The 24,967-nt window shown below is 69.7% G+C and carries 14 protein-coding genes; 12 read left to right on the top strand and 2 right to left on the bottom strand.

The features are described from left to right. Positions 1–67: 67 nt before the first annotated feature. The 8 genes from C6A86_RS18395 to C6A86_RS18360 are packed head-to-tail and all read left to right on the top strand — an operon-like array spanning position 68 to position 19,849. A complete protein-coding gene (locus tag C6A86_RS18395; RefSeq protein WP_105365416.1) occupies positions 68–3,535 on the top strand; it encodes a non-ribosomal peptide synthetase in 3,468 nt (1,155 codons plus the stop codon). Further along, positions 3,532–4,293 carry a thioesterase II family protein gene (locus C6A86_RS18390; RefSeq protein ID WP_233213181.1) on the top strand — a complete coding sequence of 254 codons (762 nt, stop codon included), beginning with the start codon at positions 3,532–3,534 and terminating at the stop codon, positions 4,291–4,293. The genes C6A86_RS18395 and C6A86_RS18390 overlap by 4 nt, the downstream gene beginning before the upstream one ends. Next, entirely contained in the window at positions 4,283–5,611 is a 1,329-nt protein-coding gene (locus C6A86_RS18385; RefSeq protein WP_105365415.1) for a polyketide synthase, read from the top strand. The genes C6A86_RS18390 and C6A86_RS18385 overlap by 11 nt, the downstream gene beginning before the upstream one ends. Continuing rightward, a complete protein-coding gene (mbtD, locus tag C6A86_RS18380; protein WP_396835355.1) occupies positions 5,611–8,523 on the top strand; it encodes a mycobactin polyketide synthase MbtD in 2,913 nt (970 codons plus the stop codon). Before C6A86_RS18385 ends, mbtD begins: the two co-directional genes overlap by 1 nt. Then, the gene (locus C6A86_RS18375; protein ID WP_233213180.1) at positions 8,520–13,928 is read left to right on the top strand and encodes a non-ribosomal peptide synthetase; all 5,409 of its coding nucleotides are present in this window, start codon (positions 8,520–8,522) and stop codon (positions 13,926–13,928) included. The genes mbtD and C6A86_RS18375 overlap by 4 nt, the downstream gene beginning before the upstream one ends. Then, complete coding sequence (locus tag C6A86_RS18370; protein WP_105365412.1) at positions 13,925–18,331, top strand: non-ribosomal peptide synthetase; 4,407 nt, start codon at positions 13,925–13,927, stop codon at positions 18,329–18,331. The genes C6A86_RS18375 and C6A86_RS18370 overlap by 4 nt, the downstream gene beginning before the upstream one ends. Next, a complete protein-coding gene (gene mbtG, locus C6A86_RS18365; protein ID WP_304466033.1) occupies positions 18,328–19,662 on the top strand; it encodes an NADPH-dependent L-lysine N(6)-monooxygenase MbtG in 1,335 nt (444 codons plus the stop codon). Before C6A86_RS18370 ends, mbtG begins: the two co-directional genes overlap by 4 nt. Then, positions 19,640–19,849, top strand: coding sequence for an MbtH family protein (locus tag C6A86_RS18360; RefSeq protein WP_105365411.1), 210 nt, complete (start codon positions 19,640–19,642; stop codon positions 19,847–19,849). The genes mbtG and C6A86_RS18360 overlap by 23 nt, the downstream gene beginning before the upstream one ends. On the opposite strand, the gene C6A86_RS18355 is transcribed toward C6A86_RS18360, so the two are convergent. After that, the gene (locus tag C6A86_RS18355) at positions 19,846–20,784 is read right to left on the bottom strand and encodes a hypothetical protein (protein ID WP_233213179.1); all 939 of its coding nucleotides are present in this window, start codon (positions 20,782–20,784) and stop codon (positions 19,846–19,848) included. The genes C6A86_RS18360 and C6A86_RS18355 overlap by 4 nt on opposite strands. Before the next feature lie 65 nt (positions 20,785–20,849). Between C6A86_RS18355 and C6A86_RS18350 the strand changes: the two genes are divergently transcribed. Next, positions 20,850–21,467, top strand: coding sequence for a DUF998 domain-containing protein (locus C6A86_RS18350; protein ID WP_105365410.1), 618 nt, complete (start codon positions 20,850–20,852; stop codon positions 21,465–21,467). On the opposite strand, the gene C6A86_RS18345 is transcribed toward C6A86_RS18350, so the two are convergent. Further along, complete coding sequence (locus C6A86_RS18345) at positions 21,437–21,745, bottom strand: type II toxin-antitoxin system VapB family antitoxin (protein WP_105365409.1); 309 nt, start codon at positions 21,743–21,745, stop codon at positions 21,437–21,439. The two genes, C6A86_RS18350 and C6A86_RS18345, sit on opposite strands and share 31 nt — an antisense overlap. 176 nt (positions 21,746–21,921) lie before the next feature. Here C6A86_RS18345 and hrcA point away from each other — a divergent pair, with 176 nt between their 5' ends. From hrcA to C6A86_RS18330, 3 genes are read left to right on the top strand one after another with little or no spacing between them, the layout of a single operon-like run. Beyond that, the gene (gene hrcA / locus C6A86_RS18340) at positions 21,922–22,953 is read left to right on the top strand and encodes a heat-inducible transcriptional repressor HrcA (RefSeq protein WP_105365408.1); all 1,032 of its coding nucleotides are present in this window, start codon (positions 21,922–21,924) and stop codon (positions 22,951–22,953) included. A gap of 39 nt (positions 22,954–22,992) precedes the next feature. Beyond that, the gene (dnaJ, locus tag C6A86_RS18335) at positions 22,993–24,147 is read left to right on the top strand and encodes a molecular chaperone DnaJ (protein ID WP_105365407.1); all 1,155 of its coding nucleotides are present in this window, start codon (positions 22,993–22,995) and stop codon (positions 24,145–24,147) included. A 24-nt stretch (positions 24,148–24,171) separates the two neighbouring features. Beyond that, positions 24,172–24,915 carry a 16S rRNA (uracil(1498)-N(3))-methyltransferase gene (locus tag C6A86_RS18330; RefSeq protein WP_105365406.1) on the top strand — a complete coding sequence of 248 codons (744 nt, stop codon included), beginning with the start codon at positions 24,172–24,174 and terminating at the stop codon, positions 24,913–24,915. Positions 24,916–24,967: the final 52 nt, after the last annotated feature.

The raw sequence follows: 24,967 nt of genomic DNA, 5'->3' as shown, positions 1-24,967 counted from the left end.
CCGATACGAATATAGGGTAGCCTCACTGCAGTTAGGGCAGCCTGTACTAAATCTTCGGAGGAAAAGCGTGTCCGTCGTTGCGACGACATCAGAATCGGTGCGGTCCGAGGTGGCAGAACTTCTCGGGGTCGCCCCGGAATCGCTGGACCCGAATGCTGATCTCATCGCCTCCGGACTCGACTCCATCCGGATGATGTCGCTGTCCGGGCGCTGGCGTAAGCAGGGCATCGAGGTCGGATTCGCCGCGCTCGCGGCCAACCCCACCGTTGCCGCCTGGCAGGACCTGGTCGCCGAACACGCCCCCGCCGGTGCGGTACCCGTCGCCGAGGTCGCCGCCGGGGATGCCGACGCGCCGTTTTCGCTGGCCCCCATTGCGCACGCGATGTGGGTGGGCCGACACGGTGAGCAAGAGCTCGGCGGAGTCGCCGCACATCTCTACGTCGAATTCGACGGTGCCGGGGTGGATCCCGGGCAGTTGCAGCAGGCGGCGTCCAAACTGGTTGCGCGCCATCCGATGCTGCGCCAGGAGATCCTGCCCGACGGCACCCAGCGGATCAGCGACAGGGGGCTGCCGGTCACCGTCTACGACCTGCGCGACGCGCCGGACGCCGACGAACAGCTGACGAGGATCCGCGACGACAAGTCACATCAGTTGCTGGACAACGAGGTTCTGCAAATCTCGCTGTCCCTGCTGGCGGATGGACGGACCCGTCTGCACGTGGATATGGACATGCAGGCCGCCGACGCGGTCAGCTACCGCAACTTCATGGCCGACCTGGCCGCGTTCTACCGCGGCGCCGAACTGCCCGACCTCGGGTACACCTACCGCGAGTACCGGGCCCGGCTGACCGCGTCGACGCCGCCGCCCTCGCCCGAAGACCTGCAGTGGTGGGCCGAGCGGATCCCCGATCTACCGGAACCGCCTGCACTGCCGCTGGTTCCGCGCGATGAACAGCGTAACCCGTTGCGCAGCATCAGGTTGTGGCACATCTTCGACGTCCCGACCCGCGATGCGCTGTTCGCCGCGGCGCACCGGCGTGGTCTGACCCCGGCGATGGCCATCGCCGCCGCCTACTCCCATGCGCTGGCCCGCTGGTCGACCGATTCACGTTTCCTGCTCAACCTGCCCATGTTCGGGCGCGAGCCCTACCACCCCGACGTCGACAAGCTGGTGGGCTGTTTCACCTCGTCGCTGATGCTGGACATCGACCTGGCCGAGACCGGCTCCGCCGCGGCGAGAGCGCGGGCGGTGCAGGAGACCCTGCACGCCACCGCCCGGCATTCGTCGGTGTCCGGGCTGAGCGTCCTGCGCGATATGAGCAGGCACCGCGGCACCCAGACGCTGGCGACCATCGTCTACACCAGCGCGCTGGGCCTGGGCGATCTGTTCGCCGGTGACGTGACCGATCAGTTCGGTGAACCGGTGTGGACCATCTCGCAGGGCCCACAGGTGCTCATCGACGCCCAGGCCACCCCGTTGGCCAACGGGCTGATGATCAACTGGGACGTGCGGGTGGAGGCCTTCCCGCCCGGCGTGCCCGAGGCGATGTTCGCCTACGAGGTCGCCGAACTCGCCCGACTGGCCGCCGATGGCGCGGCCTGGGACGAACCGGATCCGCCGGCGCTGGCCGAGGCCTCGCGCGCGGTCCGGGACGCGGTCAATGCGAGCACCGCACCACCGACCGGCGACACTCTCGTCGACGGCTTCTTCCGGCACGCCGCCGCCACCCCGGAGGCCACCGCGCTGATCGCGCGTTCGGGGACACTGCGCTACGGCGAACTCGCCGACCGGGTGCTGGCCGTCGCCGGCACGCTGCAGGCCGCCGGTATCGGCCCCGGCGACATCGTCGCCGTCATGGGACCCAAAGGCGCCCAACAGGTACCCGCTCTGCTGGGCATCCTGACCGCCGGTGCCGCCTACCTGCCGATCGGCGTCGATCAGCCTGCCGACCGCGCCCGGCGCATGTTGGCCACCGGGGGAGTGGCATTCGCACTCGTCTGCGGTGACGACATTCCCGACGTCCTCGCGGACGCGGATGTCCCCGCCCGGCGCATCGCCGATATCGACACGGACGCAACGACGTTCGATGCCGTCACCGTCGCACCGAGCGATCTGGCCTATGTGCTGTTCACCTCCGGTTCCACCGGTGAACCCAAGGGTGTGGAGCTGACCCACGATGCGGTGATGAACACCCTGGAATTCCTCTACCGGCACTTCGAGGTCGGACCCGAAGATCGCGAGCTGGCGCTGTCGCATCTGGAATCGGACATGTCGGTACCCGATGTGTTCGGCATCCTGGGTGCCGGCGGCGCCATCGTCATGGTCGACGAGGACCAGCGGCGCGATCCGGACGCCTGGGCGCGGCTCATCGAGGCGCACCAGGTGTCGGTGGTCAACTTCCTGCCCGGATGGTTGCAGATGCTCACCGAGGTGCCCGGCTCCCTGGAATCGCTGCGGGTGGTGCTCACCGGCGGCGACTGGGTGCGACCCGACATGGTCAGGGCGCTGCGCGCGCGGGCGCCGCGGATGCGGTTCGCCGGGCTGGGCGGGGCCACCGAGACCGCCATCCACGGCACCATCTTCGAGATCGGGCCCGCCGACCAGATTCCCGCGAAGCCCTCGGTGCCCTACGGTGTGCCGTTTCCCAACAACGCCTGCCGGGTGGTCAGCCCCAGCGGTGAGGACTGCCCGGACTGGGTGCCCGGCGAACTGTGGTTCACCGGGCGCGGTATCGCCCGCGGCTACCGTGGTCGCCCGGACCTGACCGCGGAGAAGTTCGTCGAGCACGACGGGCGCATCTGGTACCGCACCGGAGACCTGGCCCGCTACTGGCCCGACGGCACCCTGGAGTTCATCGGCCGCACCGATCACCGCGTCAAACTCAGCGGGTACCGCATCGAACTCGGCGAGGTGGAAGCCGCGCTGGGCCGGGTGCCCGGCGTCGGCGCGGCGGTCGCCGCCGTGGTCCCCGTCGAGGGCGGCCGCGATGTGCTCGGCGCGCTGGTGCGCATCGATACCGCCGACGTCGGCGCCGACGCGGTGCTGGACGCGATGGCCGACCTGGTTCCGCCCCATATGATTCCGCAGGTCATCGTGACCACGGACCGGATTCCGTTCACCGTCGGCGGCAAGATCGACCGCAAGGCGGTGGCGCTGCGTCTGGCCGAGGCCGAACTGCCCGCCGAGCGCGGCTACCGCGCCCCGTCCACCGCCCTGGAAACGGCCATCGCGCGGATCATGTCCGACCTGCTGGGCCGCGACTCCATCGGCGTCGACGACGACTTCTTCGGGCTCGGCGGCGATTCGGTGATGGCCACCCAGGTGGTGGCGCACGTGCGCGACTGGCTTGACACGCCGACGATCATGGTGCCCGATGTCTTCGCGACCCGGACGGTGGCCGCGATGGCGCAGCGCCTGATCGAGCGGGAATCCGACGCGCAGCGCCTCGAGCTGGTGGCCGAGCTGTACCTGGAGGTCGCCGCCATGGACGACGCCGACGTGGTGGCCGAGCTGGATACCGCGGGCCGATCGTGAACTCGTTCAAACCGTGGATCAAGCAGTACCCGGGATCCGGAAATGGGTCCGGCGGGCAGGAGCGCAGCGACCGGCGGAATGTCTCGGCCCTTGTATTTCCGCATGCCGGGGGCGCGGCGCTGGCCTACCGCTCGCTGGGCACCGCGCTGGCCGCGGCGGGCGCCGACACCTACGTCATGCAGTACCCGCAGCGTGGGGACCGGCTGACCCACCCCGCCCCGGATACCGTCGGCGAACTGGCCGAGGACCTGTTCGAGGGCGGTGACTGGGCCGCGCTCGGGCCGCTGCGGCTGTTCGGGCACTGCATGGGCGCGGTGGTGGCCTTCGAGTTCGCCCGCGTCGCCGAGAGCAAGGGCATCGAGATCAGCTCGCTGTGGGTGTCGGCCAGTGAGGCCCCGTCGACGGTTGCCGCGGCGCCGTCGCTGCCGATGGCCGAAGCCGAGATCATCGCCGAGATGGTCGATCTGGGCGGCACCGACCCGCAGCTGCTGGCCGATGACGACTTCGTGGAACTGCTGCTGATGGCGGTGCGCGCGGACTACGCCGCCTTCAACCGATACGCCTGCGACGACGATGTCCGCATCGCGGCCGATATCCACACCCTGGGCGGCCGGACCGATCACCGGGTGAGCGAGAACATGTTGCGCCGCTGGGAAGCCCACACCGGCGGGGCGTTCACGGTCTCGATGTTCGACGGTGGTCACTTCTACGTCAACGACCACACCGCGGATGTGGCGGAGCTGGTCAATGTCCTCTGAAAGCCGCGTCTACGATCACGATCCCGTGGTGATCATCGGCATGGCGGTGGAGGCACCCGGTGGTGTCGACTCCGCCGATTCCTTCTGGGACCTGCTGTCCGGGCGCCGGGAGGCCCTCGGCCCATTCCCGACCGACCGCGGCTGGTCGGTGTCCGAGCTACTGGAGGGGTCGCGCCGCGACGGCTTCAAGCGGATCCACGACCTGGGCGGATTCCTCTCCGACGCAGCCAGTTTCGACCCGGCATTCTTCGGTATCTCGCCGCGGGAGGCGGTGGCGATGGACCCGCAGCAGCGGGTGGCGCTGCGCCTGGCCTGGCGCGCCCTGGAGAACAGCGGAATCAACCCCGACGATGTCGCCGGCCACGACGTGGGGTGCTACATCGGGGCTTCGGCGCTGGAGTACGGGCCGCGGCTCTCCGAGTACTCGAATCACAGCGGCCATCTGATCACCGGCACCTCGCTGGGCGTGATCTCCGGTCGCATCGCCTACACGCTGGACCTGGCCGGACCCGCGCTCACCGTGGACACCTCGTGTTCCTCGGCGCTGGCCGCGCTGCACACCGCGGCGAGCGCGGTGCGGGCTGGGGACTGCGACATGGCGCTGACCGGCGGGGTGTGCGTGATGGGCACTCCCGGCTACTTCGTCGAATTCTCCAAGCAACACGCCCTTTCCGATGACGGTCACTGCCGGCCCTACAGCGCCGCCGCCAGCGGCACCGTGTGGGCCGAAGGGGCCGGCCTGTTCGTGCTGGCGCGGCGTTCGGCGGCTATCCGTGACGGCAGGCAGATACTGGCCGAGGTGCGCGCCACCGGTGTCAACTCCGACGGCCGCACCATCGGGCTGACCGCACCCAGCGGCGAGGCCCAGCAGCGGCTGTTCACCCGCGCCATCGAGCGCGCCGGGGTTCGGCCCGAGGACGTCGGCATGATCGAGGGCCACGGCACCGCCACCCGGCTCGGTGACCGCACCGAATTGCGGGCGCTGGCCCAGACCTACGGTGCCACCGCACCCGGCGCGGGTGCGCTGCTCGGCTCGGTCAAATCCAATGTGGGACATGCCCAGGCCGCCGCCGGTGCGCTCGGGCTGGCCAAGGTGATCCTGGCCGCCCAGCACGGGGCGGTGCCGGCCAGCCTGCACATCGATACCGCCAGCCGCGAAATCGACTGGGAAGCACAGGGTCTGCGGCCGGCCACCGAGCTCACCGAATGGCCCGCGGTCAATGGCGAGCGCATCGCCGCGGTGTCGGCGTTCGGGATGAGTGGCACCAACACCCATGCCGTGGTGGCGATCCCGGACACCGCTGGGCAGGCCGCATGATGACCATCACCACGCTGCCCGACGGGCGCATCCCGGTCGTGCTCAGCGCGCACGCCGAAGAACTGATCGGCCAAGACGCCGGCGCCATCCTGGATCACCTGCACCGGAGACCGGCACTGCGCACCGCTGCCGACGTGGCCCGGGTGGCCGCGACCCTGGCCACGACCCGGCGGGCGCGCAAGTTCCGGGCGCTGATCCGGGCCGCCGACATCGCCGAACTCACCGACGCCCTGCGTGCGCTGCAGGCCGGTGCGGACCATCCGCTTGTCACCCGGTCCGGGCAGGCAGGGGAATCGCGCGTCGCGTTCGTCTTCCCCGGGCAGGGCAGCCAGTGGCCGTCCATGGGGGCCGAGGCCTACGAGCGGCTGAGCGTCTACCGCGTCGAGGCCGACCGCTGCGCAACGGCATTCGCCGATGCCGGGCACGCCTCACCGTTGTCCTATCTGCTCGCCGATCCCGGCGCGCAGACCAACGACTTCTCCCAGGTGCAGATTCAGGGTGCACAATTCGTGCACGGCGTCGCGCTGGCCCGGGTGTGGCAGTCCTGCGGGGTGAGCCCGGACATCACCGTCGGGCACAGCCTCGGCGAGATCGGTGCCGCCCATATCGCCGGTGCCATGACGCTGTCCGAGGCCGTCGGTGTGGTCGCCGCGCGCGCCACCGTGCTGGACGCGCTCACCGGCCCGTACCGGGTCGCCGTGCTCGGGATCGACCCGCAGCAGGCGCGGGACGCGATCGCACAGACGCCGGGCTGGCTGGAACTGTCGGTGGTGAACTCGACATCGTCGGTGGCGGTCTCCGGTGACACCGCGGCCATCGCCGCGGTGGTGCGCCGGGTCAGCGAGAGCGGCCGGTTCGCCAAAGAGATCGAGATGTGGTTTCCCGCCCACACCACGAAACTGGACACCAAGCGCGCGGAGCTCGAATCCATGCTCCCCGCAGGCGAATTCGTCGCGGCGCCGGTCCAGTTCATCGGTTCGGCGACCGCGCAGGTGGTGCCGGCCGGCACCGATTTCGCCGACTACTGGTACACCAACCTGCGCAGCACGGTGCGTTTCGATGAGGCCGTGCGGGCCGCCGTCAGCGCAGGTGCCCAGACATTCGTGGAACTCTCGGCACATCCGGCGTTGCTGTACGCCATGGCCGACGTGCTCGACGATGTGCCCGACCCGCCGTTGATGGTCGGGTCAGGCCGTCGTGACGAGCCCCTGGTCGAGCGGCTTTCCGCCAACCTGGCCGCGGTGGCGCTGGCCGACGCGGAATTCGGCTGGGGCGGGCAGTCCGCACCGCTGTTGCGCGACTTCCCGTTCGCGCCGATGCGCGCCCAGCATCACTGGGCCGCAGCCGAACCGCTGCCGCCGGTGCCCGGCCTCACGGTGCTGACCGAACGGTGGGAACGCCGCGCACCCGCCGCGCCCGGACCGCGCCGCGCCGCGATCGTGGACCTCGGCGCGGACGGCAGGCTCGCCGCCACCCTGGGATCGCACCTCGAGATCACCGAACCGGTCGAGGCCGACCTGCTCATCGTGCTGGCCCCGGTACTCGAACAGCTGGACGCGGTGGCCGCCGGCCATGCCCTGGCCGCCCTCATCGACGCCGGGCTGCTGGGCTACACCGACGCCATCGGGCCGCGCTGCCGCGACGTCTGGCTCGTCACCGTCGGCGGTGAACAGGTGCGCACCGGCGAACCGGGCCCGCTGCCGGCCCAGGCCGCACTGGCGGCCATGCACCGCAGCATCGGGCTGGAGCTGCCCGATCAATCCTTCGGCCATCTTGACCTGCCGGCCTGGGATCTCGATGATGCGGCGGCCACCCTCGCGGCCGTCGCGCTGGCCGGTACGGCCACCGAAGTGGCGCTGCGCCATAGCGATTCCGGTCCGGCACTGTTCGGGCGCGGCACCGTCGAGGAGCGGCTGCCGCAGCCGGGCTGGGGTGCACCCGGAGTGCTCGACGAGGTGGTGATCACCGGCGGCTCCGGCGCCGTCGGCACCCACTTCGTCCATTACCTTGCCGCGCACGGAGCGCGACGCATCGTGCTGCTCGGCCGCAGCGGTGCGGACCGGCGGCGGGTGGCCGGTGCCGAGGTGCTGGCACCGCCCTGCGATATCACCGACCCGGCAGCCCTGGCCGCCACCGCGGCCGAATTCGGGGGCGGCGGCGCATCGCTGGTCATCCACGCGGCGGGTGCGGCCACCATGGTCGGCCACCGCGACCTCACCGGCCCGGTGTTCGCCGAGGCCGTGTCGGCCAAGGTCGGCGGGCTGGCCGCATTCACCGCGTGCTGGCCGCTGCGCGCGGATGCCCGCATCGTGGCGTGCTCCTCGGTGTCCGGTCTGTGGGGCGGCAGCGGGCACACCGCCTACTCGGCGGCCAACCGGCTGCTCGATGTGCTGGCCGGCCGGTTGCGGGCCGTCGGCAGCCACTGCACCTCGGTGCGCTGGGGGCTGTGGCCGGGCGCCGGCATCATCGACGCCGACGAGATCGCCCGCGTCGAACGGTCGGGCCTGCACGCCATGACCCCGGAGCGGGCCGTCGAGACCTGCCTGCGGGACTTCGCCGCCGACCCGCTGGTGTTCTCCGCCGACCCGACGCGACTGCGGGTGTTCCTGGGGGAAGCACAGGCCGAACCGGCACCGGGGCAGCCGGAACCGTCGTTGGACGGACTGGATGCGGCCGGCGTGCTGCGGGTCGCGCTCGGGTCGGTGCTCAACCTGCCCGCGGGCACCGCGCTGGAGCCGTCCGCGTCACTGCTCGATCTGGGCGTCGACTCGCTGTTGGCGCTCGACCTACGCAAGAAGCTCAAGAAGGCGGCCGGGGTCAATGTCCCGCTGGCGACCATTCTCGGCGGCGCCACTGTCGCCGAGGTCCTTGAGCACCTGGAAGAACCCGACAAGAAGGCGCGCCTGAAGTGACTGACACCGTAGCCGCATCCGTTGACTCATCCCGCCTGGAGTTGATGCGCCGCAAGCTCGCCGAGCGGGGCCTGTCCTCGAGCACGGCCGACGAGATCGATGACAAGGCACTGTCCGACGGCCAGCGCCGGATGTGGTTCGTCCAGGCCTTCGACCCCACCGGTGTGCTGCTGAACATCAGCCTGTCCTACCGGCTGACCGGCGCCCTGGATGCCGACCGCCTGCACGCCGCGCTGAACGCCGTGGCACGCAGGCACCCGTTGCTGCGCACCACCTATTCCGCCGACGAGAACGGTGAACCCCAGGCCGTCCTGCACGAGGACCTGAGCCCGGCGTGGGCCTTCCATGATCTTTCGGGGATGTCCGAGCGGGCCCGCGGGCTGCGCCTGGAGGTGTTGGCCCAGCGCGAGTTCGGCCGGAGCTTCGACCTTTCCGCCGACTCGCCGCTGCGGATCACCGTGGTGCGTCTGGGCGCCGACGAGCACATGATGCTGCTGGTCGCCCACCACATCGCCTGGGATGACGGCAGCTGGAGGGTGTTCTTCGGGGATCTGACCACCGCCTACGGCGGCGCCGACCTCGGGCCGACCCCGCGCCCGCCCGCGCCGGCCGCCGACACCGGCGAGGAGGATCTGGCGCACTGGCGCGCGGTGATGACTGATCCGCCCGAGCCCCTGGAACTTCCGGGCCCCACCGGTTCGGCCATCCCGACCGGATTCCGTTCCCAGCGCACCTCTTTGGCGCTGGCACCGGAAACCGTCACCAAGGTGTCCGCGCTGGCCCGCGACACCGGCGCCACCCCGTACATGGTCCTGCTCGCCGCCTTCGGCGCCCTGATCAACCGCTACACCCACACCGATGACTTCCTGGTCGCCAGCCCGGTGCTGAACCGCGGCACCGACGATGCCATCGGCTACTACGGCAACACCGTGGCCATGCGGCTGCGCCCGCAGCCCACGATGGGTTTCCGCGACCTGGTGCTGGCCACCCGCGACACCGCGCTGGGCGCCTTCGCCCACCAGCGCATCAACCTGGATCGGGTGGTGCGCGAACTGAACCCGGACCGTCGCCACGGCGCCGAGCGGATGACCCGGGTCAGTTTCGGCTTCCGCGAACCCGACGGCGGCGGTTTCCGACCCGAGGGCGTGCGGTGCGCCCGCGGCGAACTACGCGGACACGTCACCCAGCTGCCGTTGGGCTTCATGGTCGAGTTCGATGGCACCAACGCCGTTGTCGAGGCCGAGCACCTCACCGAGATCATCGACGCCGACCTGGCCGAACGCATGCTCACGTCATTTGCGGTGCTGCTGGACAGCGCACTGACCGACCCGGAGCGCCCGCTGGCACGGCTGGATATTCTCTCGGCCAAGGACGCCGAATGGTTGCGCGCGATGTCGCACGGAGAGCGGTTCGACGCCCCCGCCACCACGCTGACCGCGCTGGTGCAGGAGCAGGCTGCCAAGACCCCCGATGTCACCGCCGTGGTGTACGAGGGCCGCCACTACAGCTACCGCGAGATCAATGAGACCGCGAACCGTTTGGCGCACAAGCTCATTGCCCAGGGAATCGGCACCGAGGACCGTGTCGCGGTACTGATGGAGAAGTCGCCGGAACTGGTCATCACCGCGCTCGGGATCGTCAAGGCCGGCGCGGTGTACCTGCCGGTCGACCCGACCTATCCGCAGGACCGGCTGAGCTACATCCTGTCCGACTCCGACCCCAAGGTCGTCCTCCGCGAACTGGACACCGACCTGGACGGCTATGCCTGCGCCGATCCCACCGACACCGACCGGGTACGCCCGCTGCTGCCGGAGAACACCGCCTACCTGATCTACACCTCCGGTTCCACCGGACTGCCCAAGGGTGTGCCGGTGCCGCACCGCCCGATCGCCGAGTACTTCGCCTGGTTCGGACCGGAATATCAGGTCTCCGATCAGGACCGGTTGCTGCAGGTGGCCTCGCAGGGCTTCGACGTCTCGATCGGTGAGATCTTCGGCATGCTCGCCGCCGGCGCCCGCCTGGTGATCCCCAAGCCCGACGGACTGACCGATATCAGCTACCTCACCGACCTGCTGCGCAACGAGGGTGTCACCTCGATGCATTTCGTCCCGTCGCTGCTGGGCCTGTTCCTGTCGCTGCCGGGGGTCAACGAATGGCGCACCCTGCAGCGTGTCCCGATCGGCGGCGAGGCGCTGCCCGGCGAGGTGGCCGACAAGTTCCACGCCATGTTCGACTCGCTGCTGCACAACTTCTACGGCCCCACCGAGACCGTGCTCAACTGCAGCCGTTTCAAGGTCGAAGGCAAGCAGGGTTCGCGCATCGTGCCGATCGGTACCCCGAAGATCAACACCACCATGCACCTGCTGGATGACTACCTGCAGCCGGTGCCGGTCGGGGTGATCGGCGAGATCTACATCGGCGGAACACATGTCGCGCACGGATACCATCACCGCCCCGCGCTGACCGCCGAACGTTTCATCGCCGACCCGTTCAACCCGGGCGGGCGGATGTACCGCTCCGGTGACCTGGCCCGCCGCAACGCCGACGGGGACATCGAGTTCGTCGGGCGCGCCGATGAGCAGGTCAAGATCCGCGGATTCCGGATCGAACTCGGTGAGATCGCCGCCGCCATCTCGGTGGATCCGTCGGTGGGACAGGCCGTGGTGGTGGCCAGCGACGTCCCCGGACTGGGCAAGAGCCTGGTCGCCTATGTCACCCCGGCCGGTGAGGCCGGTATCGTCGAGATCGACCGGATCCGGGCCCGCGTCGCCGCGGCCCTGCCGGAGTACATGATCCCGGCGGCCTATGTGGCCATCGACGAGATCCCGATCACCGCGCACGGCAAGATCGACCGCAAAGCGTTGCCGGAGCCGGAGATCGTGGTCGCCACCGCGTACCGCGAGCCCGCCACCGACACCGAGCGCCAGGTCGCCGCGCTGTTCGCCGAGCTGCTCGGCCGCGACACGGTGGGCGCCGACGACTCCTTCTTCGAACTCGGGGGCCACTCGCTGCTGGCCACCAAACTGGTGGCCGCGGTGCGCTCGCGCTGCCGCGTCGACATCGGGGTGCAGGAGATCTTCGAGATCGGCACCGTCAGCGGTATCGCCGCGCACATCGATGCCATCGCCGCCGCCGGTGGCCGCTCCGACCGTCCGGCCATGGTGGCCGTCCCGCACGAGGGACCGCTGCAGATGTCGGCGGCCCAGTTGCGGCAGTGGTTCCAGTTCCGCATCGACGGCCCCAACCCGGTCAACAACATCCCGTTCGCGGCCCGCCTGAGCGGACCGAACAATCCGGAGGCCTTCGTCGCCGCCATCACCGATGTGGTGAACCGGCACGAGATCCTGCGCACCACCTACCGCGAGATCGACGGGTCGCCGTTCCAGATCATCAACCCGGGGGCGGCGGTGCCGGTGCGCCGGGCCCGGGGCGACGGCGAGCAGTGGCTGCAGGCTGAACTGACCGCCGAGCGGCGCTACTGCTTCGACCTGGAGAACGAGTGGCCGATCCGGGCTGCGGTGCTGTCCACCGGCACTGAGCATGTGCTGTCACTGGTGGTGCATCACATCGCCGCCGACCACTGGTCGGCCGGGGTGCTGTTCACCGATATCCTGACCGCCTACCGGGCCCGAAGTGCGGGTCAGACACCGGATTTCGCACCGCTGCCGGTGCAGTACGCCGACTACGCGGCCTGGCAGGCCGAACTGCTCGGTGGCCGGACCGAGAGCATCGCCGCCCAGCGTGACTACTGGGTGGAGCAGCTGTCGGGTCTGCCGGAGGAGAACGGGCTGCGCCCGGACTTCCCGCGCCGGCCCGTCCCCGGCGGCGACGGTGACGCGCTGCCGTTCACCATCGATACCGATACCCGCGCGACACTGACCGAACTGAGCCGCGAACTCGGCATCACCGAATTCATGCTGCTGCAGGCCGCCGTCGCCGTGGCCCTGCACAAGGCGGGCGAGGGCACCGACATCCCACTGGGCACCCCGGTCGCCGGCCGCACCGAACCCGAACTCGACGGTCTCATCGGGTTCTTCATCAACATCGTGGTGCTGCGCAACAAGCTGGACGGCAACCCGACCGTGCGTGAGGTGCTGAGCCGGGCCCGGGAGATGGCATTGGGTGCCTACGCGCATCAGGACCTGCCCTTCGACCGCGTCGTCGATGCCGTCAGCCCGGTGCGATCGCTGTCGCGCAATCCGCTGTTCGGCGTCGTGGTGCACGTCCGTGAGGAGTTGCCGTCGGATCAGGTCATCGACACCTCGGCGGACGGGGAGACCCGATTCACCGCGCTGGAACCGACATTCGATGTGGCGCATGCCGATCTGTCGCTGAACTTCTTCGCCGAGACGGCACCCGACGGTACGCCGGCGGGCTATGCGGGCACCGTGATCTACCGCACCGAGCTGTACCGGCAGGAGACCGCGCGACGGCTGATCTCCTGGCTGGAGCGGGTCGTGCGCGCGTTCGCCGACGACCCCGACCGCACCCTGCGCGATATCACCATCGCCGACGGGGACGACGGGATCGTCGCCGAGTGGAGCCGTTCGGCCACGCCGCTGGAGGGTCTGCCCCAGACCGTGGGCGCCGACCGCGTGTACGTGCTCGACGAGTGGCTGGCTCCGGTCGCCGCCGGCGTCACCGGCGATGTGTACTACGCCGGTGGCGCCATCGACGCCTCCTACGGAACCGCGGGGCCCGCAGCGGCTTTCCGGTATCCGGAGAATCCGTTCGGGCCGAGCGCCCGGCTGTATCGCACCGGCGACCGTGCCCGGTGGGACTCCGAGGGCACCCTGGAGTATCTGGAACGCGGCGAGCATCGGGTGCAGGCCGCACTCGAGGCGGCCCCGGGCGTCGCGGCGGCGATGACGCGGTACTGGGAAACCCGCACCGGGCCGGCGCTGGGCGGCTACGTGGTGGCCACCGAACCGGTGGCCGATGCGGACACGTTCGTCGCGGCGCTGCGCGCAGCGCTACCCGAAGAGCATGCGGCACTGCCGATCACCGTGCTGAACTCGCTGGACGATGCGATGTTGCCGCGTCCGGTGGTGGTGTCCACCGCGCCGAGCGAACCGGCCCGCACCGAGACCGAAAGGGCGCTGGCCGCCATGCTGGTCGACCTGCTGTCGGTGCAGGAATTCGGGCGCCACGACGACTTCTTCACCCTTGGCGGCGACAGCATCCTGGCCGTGCAGTTGGCCGCCCGGGCGCGCGATGCCGGTGTCCCGCTGACCGCCCGGATGGTGTTCGAGCACCCCGAACTCGCCGAACTCGCCGCGGCGATCGACGCCAAGGCCGGGCAGGCGCAGGTGGCCGACACCCGGCACGAGCCGATGGCGGCGTCGGGGCTGTCCGACGACGAACTGGCCGCCCTGACCGCGGGGTGGGGCACCGACCGAACATGAGCTCGCCAACACCCGCCATCGCCGATGTGATGGCACTCAGCCCCCTGCAGCAGGGGCTGTACTCGCTGGCCGGTCTGACCGACAACGAGGCCGGTGCCGACCCGTATTTCATCGCGATGGCTGCCGATGTCGAAGGCGACCTGGATGCCGGCCTGCTGAAATCCTGCGCCGAGGCGATGCTGGAGCGCCACCCCAACGTCCGGGTCAGCTTCTTCCAAGGAAATCTGAGCAGGCCGGTCGCGATCGTCCCGGCGACCTTCGAGTTGCCTTGGCAGCACATCGTCGCGGATGCCGGCGAGGCCGCCGCCCTGGAGGCCGAGGCGCGCAGTCGGCCCTTCGATCTCGGTGCGGGGCCGTCCATCCGGTTCCTGCTGGTGCAGATGCCCGAGCAGCAGTGGCGGCTGGTGGTCGTCGCGCATCACATCGTGATCGACGGCTGGTCGTTGCCGGTGTTCGTCAGCGAGCTCATCGGCCTGTACCGCGCCGGTGGGGATATCGCCGCGATTCCGCCGGCGCCGAGGCCCTACCGGGACTACATCGGGTGGCTGACCGCCCGGGATCCCGAGATCAGCCGGCAGCGCTGGCGCGACCACCTCGCCGATCTGGACGGCCCGACGCTGCTGTCCCCGGCCCTGGGCGGCGAAGCCGTGGCCGGGCTGCCCACCCGCACCGAGATCGATCTGGACCAAGAGGCCACCTCAGCGCTGCTCGAAGCCGCCAGGAGCCGGGGTGTCACCGTCAGCACCCTGTTCCAGATGGCTTGGGCGACAATACTGTCCGCGTTCACCGACCGCTCCGACGTGGTGTTCGGGGTGACGGTGTCCGGCCGGCCCGACGAACTGTCCGGGGTGGAAGCCATGGTCGGACTGTTCATCAACACGGTGCCCTTGCGGATCCGGCTGGATCCGAGCGAGCGGGTCGGGCAGCAGTGCCTGGCGCTGCAGCGCGAAGCCGCCGAATTGCGCGACCACGGCTACCTCAGCCATACCGAGCTGCGGTCCGCCGGCGGTGTCGGCGAGCTGTACGACACCCTGCTGGTGTACGAGAACTTCCCACCCGGCGGGCTCGTCGGCAGCGGTGAGTTCGACCTGGGATCGGCGGTGATCCGGCCCGCCGCGCTGGAAAGCCTGTCGCATTTCCCGGTCACCATCGCTGCCCATCCGACGCACGGCCGACTCACCGTGCTCGTCGAAACCCTGGATGGCGCGCTGGGACTGCTGGATCCCGAGACCCTGGGGCAGCGGGTGTTGGCCGTCGTGGCGCGCCTGCTGCGATCATGGGGACGCCCGATGCGGGAGGTGAACGTCACCCTCGACGGCGAGGTCGCCACCTCCGAACGCACCGAAACCGCGGGCGCCGCGGGGGGTTTCCACACCGCGGTCGCCGCGGTCGCGGCTGAACGCCCAGACGAGATCGCACTGAGCTGGGATCCCGCCACCTCATCGAGTTCCGGAGGTCGCTGCGAGCTGAGCTACCGCGAATTCGACACCGCCGCCGACCGGTTGGCCGCGGAGCTGCAGCGCAGGGGAGTGCGCGCCGAAACCCCGGTGCCGATCCTGTTGCGCCGCGGACCCGACTACGTGGTGGCCATGCTGGCTGTGCTGAAGGCCGGCGGCCTGATCGTCCCGCTGGATCCGGGGATGCCGTCGGAACGTATCCGCGAGATCATCGGGCAGACCGGCGCCGCCTTGGTCATCGACGACGCACTGCTGGCCGACGTCGGCGCCCCGGGGCCGGACTACCGGCCCGCGCAGGTCCGGCCCGGGCAGGGCGCCTACATCATCTTCACCTCGGGGACCACCGGAAAACCCAAGGGTGTCATCGGAACCCACAGTGCGCTGCTCGCGTACGGTGACGACCACCTGCGCAACGTGCTCGGCCCGGCGCAGGCCGAACTGAACCGCACGCTGAGCATCGCCCACGCCTGGTCGTTCACCTTCGACGCGGCGTGGCAGCCGCTGGTGGCCCTGCTCGGCGGTCACCGGGTGCACATCATCGGCGACGACGTGCAGCGCGATGCGGAGGCGCTGGTCGCCACCATCGGTCGCGTCGGCCTGGACATGATCGACACGACGCCGTCGATGTTCACTCAGCTGCGTGCCGCCGGGCTGTTGACCGATGTGCCGCTGGCGGTGCTGGCGCTCGGCGGGGAGAACATCGACACCTCGGCCTGGCAGGGTATCCGCGCCGAATGTGAACGCACCGGGATGCGGGCCCACAACTGCTACGGCCCCACCGAAACCACCGTGGAGGCCGTCGTCGCCGCGATCGCGGACAACGAGCAGCCCTGCATCGGCCTGCCGACCGACCCGACGACCGCGCACGTGCTGGACAGCTGGCTGCGTCCGGTCCCTGCGGGGGTGGCCGGTGAGCTGTATCTGACCGGCGGGCAGCTCACCCGTGGCTATCTGGGGCGCGCGGGGGAGACCGCGGGCCGCTTCGTCGCCGACCCCGTCACCCCCGGCGCCCGGATGTACCGCACCGGTGACGTCGTCCGGCGCCTCGCTGGGAATGCCCTGCAGTTCCTGGGCCGCAGCGATGATCAGGTCAAGATCCGCGGCTTCCGGGTCGAACCCGCCGAGGTGGCCGCCGCCCTGCACCGTCACCCCGATGTCCGGCACGCGCACGTCGCGGTGCGACGCCACCGCAGCGGACCGCGGCTCACCGCATACGTGGTCACCACGGCGCCGGTGAGCGAACTGCGGCGCATGCTGACGACCACCCTGCCCAGATACCTGGTGCCGCACCACATCATCGACGTCGAGGCCATCCCGCTGACCTCACACGGCAAGGTCGACGACGCCGCACTGGCCGCCCTGGACACCGACCGCGGGGTCGGTCGGCCCGACGAATTCGCCGCCCCCGCCACCGACACCGAGATCGTGCTCGCCGAGGTGCTCGGCGAGCTGCTGGACACCCCGGTGGTGGACGTCAACGCCGACTTCCTGGACCTCGGCCTGGACAGCATCGTCGCGCTGTCGGTGGTGCAGGCGGTGCGCCGGCGTGGCGTGTCCCTGCGGGCCCGGCTGATGCTGGAATGCGCCAACATCCGGGAGCTGGCCACCGCGATCGATACCGATGTCGAGGCCGAGCAGATCGACATCGAGGACAACGGGCCGATCCCGCTGCTGCCCGCCGGGCATTGGCTGCTGGCCCACGGGGACCCGCGCCGGCTGGCATCCACCGAGGCGATCCGGCTGCCCGGCGGCGCCACCCGCGAGCAGTTGGACGCGGTGTTGCGCGGTGTGGTCGACGGCCACGCGGCGCTGCGCAGCCGATTGGACCGCGCGGCAATGGCTTTGATTGATCACCCGGTGGTCGACGTCCTCACCGAGGTCGAGGTGTCGGGTGACCTGACGGCAGCGGTCGCACAGCACACCGACGCCGCGGTGCAGCGGCTGGACCCCGACCGGGGTGCGATGTTCAACGCGGCGTGGCTGCACCATGACAGCGGCGCCGAGGTACTGCTCATCACCGCACACGTGCTCGCCATGGACCCGGCCTCCTGGCAGATCGTGCTTGGTGAGCTCGAAACCGGTTGGCACGCCGTCACCGCCGGCCGCACGCCCGCCGCCGTGCGGGAGCACACCTCGCTGCGGCAGTGGTCACTGATGCTGGGCGAGCGCGCCCTCAAGCTCGACACCTGCGATTTCTGGGCGGGCCAACTCGACGGTGCGGACCCCGATATCGGCACCCGGCGGGTCCGGCCGGACACCGACCGCGCCGGTGACGTCGTGGTGTCGATGTCCTTCGTCGGCCGCTCCGTCACCGCGCAGGTGCTGGCCGCACCGGTCCCGGTGCCCGAGGTGCTGGCCGCGGCGACGGCCCGGGCGCTGACCGCCTGGCGCCGGCTGCGCGGACAGGACACGCCCGCACCGCTGCTGGCGTTGGAGACCTACGGGCGTGCCGATGGCGTGGTTTCGGCCGGACTCGTCGACGATTCCCGTCACATCGATACCGGCGACACCGTCGGCTTGCTGAGCGCGATCTACCCGGTGCGCCTGGAATCCCAGGATCTGCGCGGGGTCGCCGACGAGCTCGCCGCGATTCCCGGTGACGGTATCGACTACGCGCTGCTGCGTCACCTGCGCAGCGATACCGCCGAACGGCTCGGTGCCTACCGCGGGCCGCAGATCCTGCTGAACTATCTGGGCCGGATGCGCCAGGCGCCGAGAGGTTCGGTGCTGACGCTGGATCGGGACCTGCTCACCCAGGTGTCCCGGATACCGGAACCGAATCTGGCGGTGCGCCATGAGATCACGCTGAACGTGGCGATGGTCGACAAGGACGGCTCGCCGGTGTTGGGGACGCAGTGGCGCACGCTGCCCGACATTCTTTCCGCCGAGGACGTCGCCACCCTGCAGGCGCTGTGGCAGGACGCTCTACGAGAGGTGATTCAGTGACCATTGACCCGAAGACATCCGCCCCGACGCTGGCCATCATCGGTGCCGGCGTGAAGGCGATCGCGGTGGCGGCCAAGGCCGCCGAGCTGCGTGCCATGGGCGTGGCCGCCCCCGATGTGGTGGCGATCGAACGCACCGCGGTGGCCGCCAACTGGCAGCCCGCCGGCGGCTGGACCGACGGGCAGCACCGGCTGGGCACCGGGCCGGAGAAAGACATCGGGTTCCCGTACCAGTCGGCGCTGGTGCCGCGGCGCAATGCCGAACTGGACCAGCGGATGATGGGGCACAGCTGGCAGTCCTACCTGATCTCGACCGGGCAGTTCGCCGAGTGGATCGACCGCGGGCGGCCGGCCCCGACGCACAGGCGATGGAGCCAATACCTGACGTGGGTGGCCGACAACACCGGGATGACTGTCCGCCACGGTGACGTCTCCGAGATCGGTCTGCAGTACGGCGATGACGGGGTGCGTTGGGAACTGGGCACCCGGGAGGGAGCCGTGCACGCCGACGCGCTAATGATCACCGGGCCGGGACAGGCCGAGCGGTCCATTCTGCCGGGCAACCCGCGGGTGCTCTCCATCGCTCAGTTCTGGCACCGGGCGGCCCAGCACGAGCTGATCGCCGCGGATCGGGTCGCGGTGATCGGCGGCGGCGAAACCGCGGGCACCATGCTCGATGAGCTTTTCCGGCACCGGGTTTCGACCATCACCGTGATCTCGCCGCAGGTGACGTTGTTCACCCGCGGGGAAGGATTCTTCGAGAACGCCCTCTACTCCGATCCCATCCACTGGGCCGGTCTGACGCTGGCCGAGAAGCGCGATGCCATGAACCGCACCGACCGCGGTGTGTTCTCGGTGCGGGTGCAGGAAGCGCTACTCGCCGATGACCGTATCCGGCATCTGCGTGGCCGGGTGGCGCACGCAGTGGCCCGCGACGAGCGCATCCGGCTGACCCTGCAGACCGAGCGGGGCGGGGAGCGGTTGGAGACGGTGCACGGCTTCGATCTGGTGATCGACGGATCCGGCGCGAACGCGATGTGGTTCGTGCCGCTGCTGCGTCAGGACGCGCTCGATGTCCTGGAACTGGGGATGGGCAAGGCCCTCAGCGCCGACAGCATCCAGGAGTCGATCGGCTATGACCTGTCGGTCAAGGATGTCGAGCCGAAGCTGTTCCTGCCCGGTCTGGCCGGGCTGACCCAGGGCCCCGGATTCCCGAACCTGAGCTGTCTTGGCCGGTTGTCCGACCGGGTGCTGGGTTCTGAATTTTTCACCATGACGGCGTCAGCCGACAAGTCTGCGAGGAGAACCGATGAGCAACAATCCGTTCGATGACGAGAGCGGCACCTTCTTCGTCCTGGTGAACGACGAAGAGCAGCACAGCCTGTGGCCCACGTTCGCCGAGGTGCCCGCCGGCTGGCGGGTGGTGTTCGGGGAGAGTACCCGCGCGGATTGCCTGGCCTACGTCGAGGAGAACTGGTCCGACCTGCGCCCCAAGAGCCTGCGCGACGCCATGTCCTAACCCGCTTCTCGCCGAAACTGTATTCCAGACGGCGGGTACTCGAACTTTGCCTTCGCGCTTACAGTTTCGGCGATGCGGGTGTGCATCTGGCCGTCCCATCCTCCGGCCCGTAACGCGCGGTAGGCGCTGTCGACGACTTCGGCGCCGTGGTCTTCCCTGATGACTTGGATGACGTTCCACCCCAGCTCCCTCAGCCGCGGCAACACCCAGTGGTCCTTGACGTACTGCGGACGACTCGTCTGATGCTGGTCACCGTCGTATTCGAGTGCCACTTTGAACTCTTCCCAACCCAGGTCGAGTGTCCGTAGGTGTCGTCCCCACTGGTCGACCACGGCGATCTGCGTCGTCGGCCAGGGCAGGCCGGCGTCGATGCACATCAGCCGTAGCCGGGTCTCCTGGGGCGAAGCGGCTCCGCCGTCGACGAGCGGGAGAATCGCCTTGAGCCGGGCGACCCCGCGCGCCCCGCGATAGCGCTCGGCGAGCGCCAGCACTTCGACGGGATCGAAGGCGACCGCGCGCATCAGCGCGTCGAGCCGCGCCAGCGCCGGTCCCCGAGCCAGAAACCGCCCCAGATCCAAGGCGGTACGTGCCGCAGATGTGGCGGGAATGCCCGACAGGCATGTCATCTCGTCCTCGGCGAGCCGTTCGTTGCGGACTACCAGACCACGCGGTGGCCTGGTGCAATTCCAGATGAGCTCGATCGGAATGCCGGTGTCCACCCATTCGGCACCGTGTAGTGCCGATGCGGCGACACCCGTCACCACGCCGTGGCGGCGTGTCCACAGCCACGCTGCATTGGTGCGATCCTGCAGAGTGAGGATCTGGTTCTTCGGCGCATGGATGTTCGGGAAGACGGGTCGATGGTGATGCTGCAGCTCGTGGCGGGTGAGGATGCCGTCATTCAGCGCCTCACTGCCGATGATGATGTGCCCCATGGCGTGATCTTGGTTGTCCCCACCGACAAGCGGGCCGAGACTGTACCGGTGATGGAAAAGACCGAGTGAGGGCCTTCTGGAATACAGTTTCGGCGAAAGAGGGACTGGCGGCGCTGCTGTGGCTGCTGGCCGCGGCCGGGTATCTGGCCGCCGAGGCGTTCGCCGCGGTGGCGCTGCCGGGGTACCGCTACGGCAGCGACTACATCAGCACCCTCGGTGACCCCACCGTCTCCGCGCGGGCCCCGCTGATGAACGCGGCCTTCGCCTTTCAGGGGGTGTGCTTCGCCGTCGCCGCGGCATTGTTCGCGGCCGGCGCGACGCGATCGCGGAACCGGTTGTGGTTCTTGGTGTTCGCCATCGGCAACGGTGTCGGCAACGTGCTGATCGCCGTCGTGCACAGCGGGCAGGGCAACCCGTGGCATGTCATCGGGGCGGTACTGGCGATCGTCGGCGGAAACGCCGCCGCCCTGGCGGGATCGGGCATCCTCACGTCGACGGCGTACCGGGCCACGTCGATCACGCTGGGCGCGTCGGGCCTGGTCTGCCTGTTGGTCACGGCCGCCGCGCCGAACCAGGTGGGCGCCTGGGAACGCGGCAGCGTCTACCCGATCTTCGCCTGGCAGATCCTCACCGCGCTCGTGCTGCTGCGGCGTCAGGCCGGCAGCGCGTCGTCCATCTCATAGACCCGGGCGTGTAGCACCGTGCGGTTGCGCAGCGCCGCCCGCACCGCGTGGTGCACGCCCTCCTCCAGATAGACATTGCCCTGCCAGCGCACCGCGTGCGGGAAGAGATCGCCGTAGAACGTCGAATCCTCGGAGAGCAACCGGTCCAGCGCGAGCACCGTCGTGGTGGTCACCAGCTCGTCGAGCCGGATCTGGCGCGGCGGGATCTGGGCCCACTGCCGGTAGGTCAGATTGTGTTCGGGATACGGCTTGCCGTCGCGGACACCTTTGAAGATCACCGGCGGGCTCCCATGAAGGTGAGATTAACCGCAATCGACGGGCAATGTCGGCGAAGTCTTTGCCTACGGAACGATGCCGGAGCGGCCGCTGCGCGACGTGATCTGTGTCGCGGTGAATATGCACTGCTGATCCCCGTAAAATGGCGGCAGACCGGATGACAAAGGGCAGGTGAACAATGGGTAGTGCAGACGATCGTCGCTTCGAGGTGTTGCGCGCCATCGTCGCCGACTTCGTCGCGACCCAGGAGCCGATCGGGTCCAAGACCCTCGTCGAACGCCACAACCTCGGTGTTTCGAGTGCCACGGTGCGCAACGACATGGCCGTCCTGGAGGCCGAGGGCTACATCGCGCAGCCGCACACCAGTTCCGGGCGGGTGCCCACCGAGAAGGGCTACCGGGAGTTCGTCGACCGCCTCGACGATGTGAAGCCGATGTCCGCCAGCGAACGCCGCGCCATCATGACGTTCCTCGAATCCGGCGTTGACCTCGACGATGTGCTGCGCCGCGCGGTGCGCCTACTGGCCCAGCTGACCCGCCAGGTCGCCATCATCCAATACCCGACGCTGTCCGCCTCGACGGTGCGTCACCTGGAGGTCGTCGCGCTGACGCCGGCCAAACTGCTGCTGGTGGTCATCACCGACAGCGGCCGCGTCGACCAGCGGGTCGTCGAACTCGGTGACGCCATCGACGACGGGCAACTCGCTCAGCTGCGCGAACGCCTGGGTTCGGCGCTGGAGGGCAAACCGCTGTCGGCGGCGTCGGTGGCGGTCGCCGACCTGGCAGGCACGCTGGACGGTCACGGTGGTCTCGGCGACGCGGTGGGCCGCGCGGCGACCGTTCTGGTCGAGACCCTCGTCGAGCACACCGAGGAACGGCTGTTGCTGGGCGGCACCGCCAACCTCACCCGCAACACCGCCGACTTCGGTGGGTCGCTGCGCTCGGTGCTCGAAGCGCTGGAGGAACAGGTCGTGGTGCTGCGGCTGCTGGCCGTGCAACAGCAGGCCGGTAAGGTCACGGTGCGTATCGGGCACGAGACCGAGGCCGAGCAGATGCTGGGAACATCGGTGGTGAGCACCACCTACGGCAGCTCGGGCAAGGTGTACGGCGGAATGGGCGTGGTCGGCCCCACCCGGATGGACTATCCGGGAACGATCGCGAACGTCGCCGCCGTTGCCCTCTACATAGGTGAAGTCCTGGGCACCCGATGAGGGAATGCCGCCGCCGGCGGCACGAGAGAGGTTTTTAGCGTGGCACGCGATTATTACGGTCTGCTCGGCGTGAGCAAAGGCGCCAGTGAGTCGGAGCTGAAACGCGCCTACCGCAAGCTGGCCCGTGAACTGCATCCCGACGTCAACCCCGATGAGGCCGCCCAGGCGCGCTTCACCGAGATCCAGCTCGCCTACGAGGTGCTCTCCGATCCGGAGAAGCGACGCATCGTCGACCTCGGCGGCGACCCACTGGAGGGCGCGGGCGCGGGTGGCGGCGGTTTCTCCGGCGCCGGCTTCGGTGGGCTCGGCGACGTGTTCGAGGCGTTCTTCGGTGGCGGCGCGGGCTCGCGCGGACCGATCGGCCGGGTGCGCCCGGGCTCGGATTCGCTGCTGCGGATGCGGCTGGATCTGACCGAGTGCGCGACGGGTGTGACCAAGCAGGTGGCGGTCGACACCGCGGTGCTGTGCGACCTGTGCCAGGGCAAGGGCACCCACGGCAACTCGGTTCCCAAGACCTGCGATACCTGCAAGGGCCACGGCGAGGTACAGACGGTGCAGCGCTCGCTGCTCGGTCAGGTGATGACCTCGCGCCCGTGCCCGGTCTGCGGCGGCGTCGGCGAGGTCATCCCGGATCCGTGCCACCGCTGCGGCGGCGACGGCCGGGTGCAGGCCCGCCGCGAGATCAGCGTCAAGATCCCCGCCGGTGTCGGCGACGGCATGCGGGTACGCCTCGCCGCCCAGGGCGAGGTCGGCCCCGGTGGCGGCCCGGCCGGTGACCTCTACGTCGAGGTGCACGAACAGCCCCACGAGATCTTCGTCCGTGACGGCGATGACCTGCATTGCACGGTCTCGGTGCCGATGTTCGACGCCGCGCTGGGCACCTCGGTGACCGTCGACGCCATCATCGACGGCCCGACCGAGCTGGTCATCCCGCCCGGGACCCAGCCCGGCGCAGTGACCACCCTGCGCGGGCACGGCATGCCGCATCTGCGTTCCGGCGTGCGCGGCAACCTGCACGCCCACATCGAGGTGCTGGTGCCGACCCGGCTCGACGGCACCGATTCGGAGTTGCTGCGCAAGCTCAAGGAGCACCGCCCGCGCGATGTCGCCGAGGTGAAGTCCAGCCAAGGCGGTGCGGGGGCCAACAACGGCGGGCTGTTCAGCCGGCTGCGTGAGACGTTCTCGGGCCGCTAGTTTGTCGGCTCAGCGGAATCGCGCATGAGTAGGGCGCTCTTCTACGTCGACGCGCTGCCCGGTGCGGGCGGTATCGCCGTCGTCGACGGTGACGAGGGTTTCCATGCGTCCAATGTGCGCCGGATCCGGCCGGGTGAGGAACTCGATCTGAGCGATGGCAACGGGACTGTCGCGCACTGTGTGGTCGAGGAGGCCGCCAAGGGCCGGTTGTCCGCCCGGGTGCTCGACGTCACCGAGGTGCCCGGCCCGAGACCGTCGGTGACCGTTGCCCAGGCCCTGCCCAAGTCCGAACGTTCCGAGCTGGCAATCGAATTGGCCACCGAGGCCGGTGCCGACGGCTTCCTGGCCTGGCAGGCGCAGCGCTGTGTGGCCCGCTGGGAATCGGCGGCCAAGGTCGACAAGGGGTTGCGGCGCTGGGGCGCGGTGGCCCGGTCGGCGGCCCGGCAGTCCCGACGTGCCCGCGTCCCCGAGATCGAGGGGTTGGTGTCCACCGCGCAATTGCTGACCCGGGTGCCGGGCGCGCTGACGCTGGTGTTGCACGAGTCCGCGACGGTGCCGCTGGCCGATATCGGCCTGGCCGACGCGGCGGCGGTGCTGCTGGTGGTCGGTCCCGAGGGCGGGATCAGCGACGAGGAGTTGGCCGAACTCACCGGTGCCGGCGCCCGCACCGTGCGGCTCGGGCCGTCGGTGCTGCGCACCTCGACGGCCGCGGCGGTGGCGCTCGGGGCGATCGGGGTGCTGACCAGCCGCTGGGACTTGAGGAACTGAGCATTGGGACAGGTCGGTGACCGGCGGTAAACTTGGGACGCCGATACACCGA

It is taken from the genome of Mycobacterium sp. ITM-2016-00316 (assembly GCF_002968335.2).
In the GTDB taxonomy this organism is placed as follows: domain Bacteria; phylum Actinomycetota; class Actinomycetes; order Mycobacteriales; family Mycobacteriaceae; genus Mycobacterium.
This window is presented reverse-complemented; position numbering and strand designations above follow the sequence as displayed.